Raw genomic sequence first — 7,515 nt, 5'->3', positions numbered from 1 at the left:
TCCATCCAGGTGTCCCCGATGCTCCCTACAGGAGGGGAGTGCCCCGCAATGAGGCCTGGCCAAAAAAACAAATTTCGGAAATACCTATGAGTATGTCTACTCGCGTCAAGCAGATCAATCGCCTAGTGGTGATCTATCAAGGGGTCAAAAATTATCCCGAGCAAACAGGCCGAAGGCTTTGGGAGAAGCTCGGCGTCGGAAAATCACAATTTACTCGTGACAAGCAGATTCTTGAAAAAATGGGCTTTGTTTTTCATTACGATGCAAAAACGAAACGGTATGCCATTGATCAGGATACAGGCATTCCACTGGCATCGCTTCCACTTGATCAATGCCTTTCCCTGTTCCTTTTTCTCGGCCGGATCGGTCAGGCACAGGAGTCCTACCTGTCCTTGTCGGCCAAAAAGGCAGCTCGACAATTGCTGGCAAGTTCAGGTCAGGAAATTCGGGAAATCTGCAAAAACCTCATGGAAACCGAGGTCATCCCCCCTATATACGGATGCCCATCCCACATTCTCGACCGGCTTCGAAAAAGTCTTGCCAGGCGCGAGCGGATCATCATCGAGTATTCAAAACCGGGCAGTCCTGCCGAAACATATACCATCCATCCCTATCAGCTCTACACATACAATGGGGGGCTTTATCTGGATGCCAAATGCATCGAGCGGAAACAGATCCGGTGCTTCAAGGCGTGCAGGATCACCTCGGTGATTCTAACGGATTTGAGATTTTCGCAATGCAAAGGCTATGATTTCAACGCCAGGCACAAGAAGTCGTTCGGGATTTTCGCATCGGGCACGCCACAGCGGGTCAGCATTCGGTTCTCGCCCAGGGCTGCACCCTACATCCGCGAGGAATACCGGCATCCGACCCAACAATTCATCAGTCATCCCGATGGCTCCACGACGTACGAAGTATGCGTGACTCAACCCCGGGAAGTGCTCTGGTGGGCGGCAGCCTGGGCTGGTGAATTTGAGATCCTCGAACCCGGATGGCTCAGGGATGAGGCCAGGGAGGCCGCCTGCAGGATGTTTGAACGACATACAGATCGATCAACCCAACAGGGAGATGACTCTCATGCATGATACATCGTTTTCCGAATGGTTCAAAGTAACAACAGGCCATACCCCGCACAGATGGCAGGCAGAACTCGCCTGTGATGCAGCCTGCTGCAACCGATTGATTCGGATTCCCACGGCTTTCGGCAAGACGCATGGAGTTCTGGCCGCATGGATGTTCAATCGTATCGAACGGGGGGACGGAACCTGGCCGCGTCGGCTGGTATGGATGCTTCCCATGCGTACTCTTGTGGAACAAACTGTTCAGGAAATGCGGAAGATCCTTCAGGGACTTGGTCTGCTTTGGGACGGAAAGAGTGACCATTCAAGGAAAATCGGTGTCCATATCCTCATGGGCGGGGAGGATGCAACGGATTGGCGATTGTATCCTGAAGAAACCTCCATCCTCGTGGGCACCCAGGATATGCTTCTTTCCCGGGCGCTAAACCGTGGGTTCGGAGCGGCCAGGGCACGCTGGCCCATGGAGTACGCCTTATTGAACAACGACTGCCTGTGGGTTCTGGATGAAGTCCAGCTCATGGATGTGGGACTGATAACCTCAGCCCAGCTTCAGGCATTTCGAAACATCCATGAACAGTGCGAATCCTTGGTGCCGGGCTGCCGGACATGGTGGATGAGTGCGACATTGCGGCCCGACTGGCTTGAGAGTGTCGATTTTCATGAGCAATTGGAAGAACTCGATAAAAATATCTTTACCATCCCGGCCGATGACCGGAACGAGGTGTTGTGGAGAATCAATAAATCCTTGGAAATCAGATCGATTCCATCTCCCAAGGGGAAAGAAGGGAGCTTGGCCGATACGATTTTCAACGTGCACAAGGAATCCGTTGGTGACCGTTTCGGGAAAATCACCCTGGCCGTCTTCAACACGGTTGATGCTGCAAACGAAATTTACAAAAGGCTCTCCATTCTCCTTGATAAAGAGAAATCAACAACGGAAATCGAACTCGTTCATAGCCGATTTCGGGGGAGTGAACGCGAGCAATGGCCGAAAAGGTTCCTGGCCAGACGGCATTGTTCTGAAAATGCCGATCGGATTATTATTGCAACCCAGGTTGTGGAGGCGGGTGTGGACATATCCGCAACCAGCCTTGTCACGGAACTCGCTCCATGGGCCTGTCTGGTACAGCGTTTCGGTCGATGTGCGCGCTATGGTGGACAAGGCCGTATCCTGGTCATTGATCGGGAGCTGGGCGACAAAGTTCTTCCTTATCAGCCCGGAGAGCTGGTCGCAGCCAGAGAAGCCCTGGAAATGCTTGAAGGCAAAGCCGATATAGAGACCCTGACCAGTCTTGAGGAAGGCCTCGAACAGGAAGCCCCTCACCTCCTTTCCCGGCTTTTTCCCTATGAGTACATCCATCTTCTCACTCAGCGGGAAGCGGACGAATTGTTTGATACCAGTCCCGATTTGACCGGTGCCGATCTCGATATCAGCCGATTTATCCGTGCGGGAGACGAGCGAGATCTATCCGTCTTCTGGATAGATGACCTTACCGAAAATGTTCCTCCGCCAGCCGGTATTCAGCCGACAAAGAACAGTCTCTGTCCTGTACCGGTCCATATGATGAGAGATTGGCTCAAGGAGATACCCGCAAATAGGGCTTGGAGATGGGATTACTTGGAGGGGCAGTGGATTCCCCTGCGGTTGGACGACATCTCTCCGGGCCTGACTATTTGTGTGGAGTCGAAAACCGGTGGTTACAGTCTGCAAAGAGGATGGACCGGCGGAAAATCTTCAGCAAAGGATGACCCCGTTCCCGTCGTTCCTGTCATCCAGGGCACAAGCGCGGATATTTCTCAGGACGATGAGGGTGATAGCCGCAAGGATTATTGGCGGACCATTGCCACCCACGGCAGGGAGGTTGCCGAAGAACTTGAAGCAGTCATCGAAACTCTTGGTTGTGATCTGGCGCGCATCAGACCGGTGTTCGACCTCGCAGCATGGCTTCACGATTGGGGCAAGGCGCATCCTGTGTTTTTGTCATGTATGCAAGAGGTTCCGGAAGCATGGGCGGCGCTGGGGCTGGCCAAGGCCCCTTCCTGGGTGGCTCCTCGAGAATTTTTCTCCCGATCCAAAGAGCATGGGCGTCGCAGGGGATTTCGGCACGAGTTGGTGTCCGCGCTGGCCTGTTTTGAACTGATGCGGGGGATCGATCCTGATCATCCAGCTTTGCTCGGACCCTACAAGGAATATGTGGAGCTTGGTATTTTGGAGGAATTGGAACACTCGGAACTTCCCGAGGAGTATAAACAACGTCTCTCTTTCATCGCAAGACTGAGTCAGCAGGAGTTCAATCTCCTTGTCTATCTTGTATGTTCCCATCATGGGAAGATTCGAGGCACCATCCAGTCCAGCCCCCATGATCAGGAGTTTCCCGTGTTCGATACGCGATTGTCCGGAATCGGCCAACCCATTCGCGGAGTGAGAGAGGAAGATATCCTGCCTGCATGCACCCTGGAGGACAATGATCATAATCTGATGCCAATGCCTCAGCTGACCCTGCACCTCGATCCCGCATCACTTGGACTTTCCGCTCGTTATGGCCCGAGCTGGACGGAGAGAGTTCACGGGCTGCTGCAGGAATACGGGCCTTTCCAGCTCGCCTATTTCGAGACCCTTGTACGGGCTGCGGATATTCGGGCCTCACAGATCAACGAACCGGACAGCAGGCTCGAAGGAGATATGTCATGACATTGCATATCCACACATTGAAAGGATGCACCCCGACACCCCTGGCCCACTATCTGAAAGCACTGGGTATTTTGCGACTGGTGTCCGAGCAGAAGGACGAGAATGTTCGGGGGTGGTGGGAGAATGATGTTTTCAATATAGCTACTGCGCTTAGCAGTGAAGAATTAATGAATTTTTTTCTTTATGAGTATTGCCCAACACCAATAACATCGCCTTGGAATGGACGTTCTGGATATTACGAAAAAGGGGGGAAAGCGGCGAAAGAAGCTCTTGGTGTAATTGAAAATACACAGGCTTCACGATTTGAAAATTATAGAAATTTGATAAAGGCTATAAAAGAGTTAGTATATAAAAAAAAACCAAGTAATGAAAATGAAAAATCAAAATTAATTATCACGATAAAAAATAAAATCAATAATGATTTTCTTTCTTGGGTTAATACAGCTGTTGTGATTTCGAAAAGTAGAAAGATGTTGTTTCCTTCTATCTTAGGTAGTGGAGGTAATGAAGGAAGTATGGATTTTTCAAGTAATTTTATGCAAAATTTAATAAAAATATTTGATGTTACATCAGAAGATAATGTCCCGTCATTGACATCAAAGTATGATTTGAACACGTCAATCTTTGGTGGTGAAAAGCGTGCTTTTAATAATACAAATTGTTCTATGATGTCACATGCTCCGGGATTATCCCTGTTAAATGCATGGGATTTTGTTCTTTCATTTGAGGGAACAATAATATCTTGTCCATCTAGTTATAAAATTTCAAGTAATAATGGAAAGTCTGTACTGGTTTCTCCATTTTGTGTTTCGCATAATGGAGTTGCAGTTACTTCTGGGTGTGAAAAAGATATTCAACCTAGAAAAAAACAACAAGAAGGAGAACCTAGAGGAGAACAATGGTTTCCTTTATGGAATAATCCAACAAAATATTTATCCTTAGTAGACCTTTATCGTGAAGCAAGAGCACAAATTGGAAAAAAAGAAGCAGCAAATCCTACTGATTTTGCAAGATCAATCGGACGACTAGGTTTTTCTCGCGGAATTTCTGATTTTATTCGATTCGGATATTTGTCTCGTGTAGGAAATCACAAATTTAATATTGCCTGTGAGCTGGGAAAATGGAGAGTACAGCTTCACCCCAACCAAAATTTGTTAGATGAAATTACGTTTTGGGTCGATAATCTACGGGGAATTTGCAAAAGCAAAAATGTCCCATCTAGACTTTGTCGTGCGATTCATAATTGCGACGAGGGAATAATGAATTGCTGCCGTAACGGAACCGATAAACGCCGGTGGCTTCGCCTCCTGAACGCCTTGGGCGAAGCGGAAACTGCCTTGGTGAAAACACCCAAAACTGCAACCGATCCTCCAAAGCGTATTTGTCCGTTGCCGCCCATATCTCCTCAATGGATTCAAGCTGCGGACACTGGTGAACCGGAACTCCGTCTTGCATTGGCTTTTGCATCTCAGGGCACGACGAATGAGCAGAGTAACCCAGATTGGTCCAGTATCATCCGCCACCATCTTGTTCCTCTTGACAAAACATTGCGCAAATTCGCTCCGTTATCCGATTCCCGCGCGTGGAAAAATGAATTGGTGGCCAAGACTGATTTTGAAAAAACCGCTAAAGCAGTCGTACAGCGCCGACTTTTGTTCAAAAAAAAATCAGAGCCGTTTCCTCTTGGGCCATTGGGAGATATAGGGGTTCGACTGGAGGATCTTCAGGCGTTTTTTGAGCATGAAACCGACGATAATTTGATTAAGAATCTGATCCGTCCGCTTATGGCTGTTCGGAAACAATTCATCCCGAGATGGAGATTCATTGATTCCAATGTCGTGGCTGCGGGGGAGCTTTCGATATTTGGTCTTCTCAAACTTTGTCATCTTCCCTGGCCGATTCCACTTGGGAAATGCGGGATCACGGTGCGAACCGATCCAAGCATTTTTGCTCGTTTGGAAGCAGGTGACCTGACTCAGGCCGTGGCTATAGCCCTCAGACGTCTTCGGGCAAGTGGTTTGCGGCCCCATATTATCACGGCTTTGGGAACCCCCAGGCAATCCCGTAGGTTAGCTGCTGCATTGGCTTTTCCCATTACTCCCCAGCAGGCAAAGATGTTCGCTATGTCGCTGACAAAGCCGACCATTGAGTCGTCTGGAGAGTTTTTGAAACAAAAGGACTGATCAAACGATAACGTAACTATTTACCCCGTTGTCTGTTATGACATAAATTCAGGGAATAGCGCCATTTCCGTAGGGGCAGGCCCTTTTTCCTTCCCGGATTTCTGTAATTTGAATATTGTTTGCCGAACGACAGGGCAGGCTGGGAGGGCCTGCCCCTGCGGAAGATTCTTTGATGAAATGCGACCAATTACATGATATCAACCCAACTTTTATCCAAGGAGCGCCTGATATGTCCTCTATTCTGAATGACTTGGCCGATGAAAACCGTGTGTTGTTCACAGTTAAGCTAAACCCGGTTCAAGGTTCGCGTTTTCAACCCACAGGCTTTCCCGATCTTGGCGCTGCTACATACCAATCTGGGAATATTTCGTGCTTGTTGGTCGAGAGTGCCCAAAGCATGGCCAACAGAATGGAAATGACCATTTGGAACGAAGTAGAAAAACGTCCAATGGATCAATTTAAAAATCTAAGTCATGTTATAGTTGAGAGTGATAAAAAATTTTTAACAGATTCAATTTTAGAAGCGCATAGATTAAATAGTGTCTATATTGAAAAGTCAAAAAATGAAGATGATACATCATTTAAGGAAAAGCTTGCAAATGAAATCGAATATTTTCAAGATAAACCAGTGAATAAAAAACTATTTTACAAGACAATACTTAAATACGATGTTAATTGTTTGCTCCACGGTATTTTTTTAGAAAGTATTGGAGGAAGGCTTCGTATTCCTCGATCTTTATCTGCTTTTATTGAAGCTGAAAATGTAAATGTCGCAGCATCTGGCGGTGTCAAGTTTGACCATATTGAACCAGGAGATGATAGTAAAGAACGAACTTCATCGGAAAATTATGGTAATATTCCTTTTCCTCGAGAAGAATACACCGCAGATGTAATTAAAGCTTACTTTAGCATTGATTTGTCGCAAATACAAGGATACGGACTTGGAACAGATGTGGAAACTATGTTGACTTTATTGGCATTGTATAAAATTCGCGCATTGATTGACGGTAGTCTTCGTCTTCGTACCGCATGTGATCTAGAGATCGATAGTGCATCGATTAGTGCATGTCGTCCAGCAGGTTTCAAACTACCCACTCTCTCCGCGATCACTGAGTCTCTCGAATCCGCCATTTCTTCCTGCAAGAAAAGCATGGATGTGACCACAGTCAACTACACTAAGTGAGGCCGAGCATGCTTACCATCGCATTCACTTTTCCCGGTCACAGCTACCATGCTACTCCGTGGGGAAACCACGTCAATGAGGGTTTGGTGGAATGGCCTCCCTGCCCGTGGCGTATCTTTCGAGCATTTCTTGCTGTGGGGTTTTCTAAACTTCATTGGATTTTTCTTCCAGTGGAGTATAGAGAACTGTTTGAAGTACTCATAAATGATTGTCCTTGGTACAAATTACCAAGTGTTGTTCCAGGTCATACTCGACATTATATGCCAACAGACAAAAACCCTTCGTTAACATTTGACGCATTTCTTCGAGTTACTGATGCTAACCCTCTTGTCGTAGTCTATCCGGATACGAATCTGGACGATAACCAGTCAGAACTTC

5 protein-coding genes are annotated in these 7,515 nt (G+C 47.5%); all 5 read left to right on the top strand.

The features are described 5' to 3' along the window. Positions 1-86: 86 nt before the first annotated feature. Positions 87-1,085, top strand: a complete 999-nt coding sequence (locus ACY692_RS13395; RefSeq protein WP_462325881.1) for a helix-turn-helix transcriptional regulator — start codon at positions 87-89, stop codon at positions 1,083-1,085. Then, on the top strand, positions 1,078-3,771 hold the full coding sequence (gene cas3g, locus ACY692_RS13390) for a type I-G CRISPR-associated helicase/endonuclease Cas3g (RefSeq protein WP_462325880.1): 2,694 nt from the start codon (positions 1,078-1,080) through the stop codon (positions 3,769-3,771). Before ACY692_RS13395 ends, cas3g begins: the two co-directional genes overlap by 8 nt. Next, the gene (gene cas8g1, locus ACY692_RS13385; RefSeq protein WP_462325879.1) at positions 3,768-5,954 is read left to right on the top strand and encodes a type I-G CRISPR-associated protein Cas8g1/Csx17; all 2,187 of its coding nucleotides are present in this window, start codon (positions 3,768-3,770) and stop codon (positions 5,952-5,954) included. Before cas3g ends, cas8g1 begins: the two co-directional genes overlap by 4 nt. Positions 5,955-6,126: 172 nt before the next feature. Continuing rightward, complete coding sequence (gene cas7g, locus ACY692_RS13380) at positions 6,127-7,137, top strand: type I-G CRISPR-associated RAMP protein Csb1/Cas7g (RefSeq protein WP_462325878.1); 1,011 nt, start codon at positions 6,127-6,129, stop codon at positions 7,135-7,137. 8 nt (positions 7,138-7,145) lie between these two features. After that, on the top strand, positions 7,146-7,515 hold a 370-nt coding region (locus tag ACY692_RS13375), incomplete at its 3' end, for a hypothetical protein (protein ID WP_462325877.1).

The organism is Desulfoplanes sp., assembly GCF_054921335.1.
The sequence above is the reverse complement of the archived record's forward strand: the minus strand, read 5'-3'. Positions and strand labels throughout refer to the sequence as shown.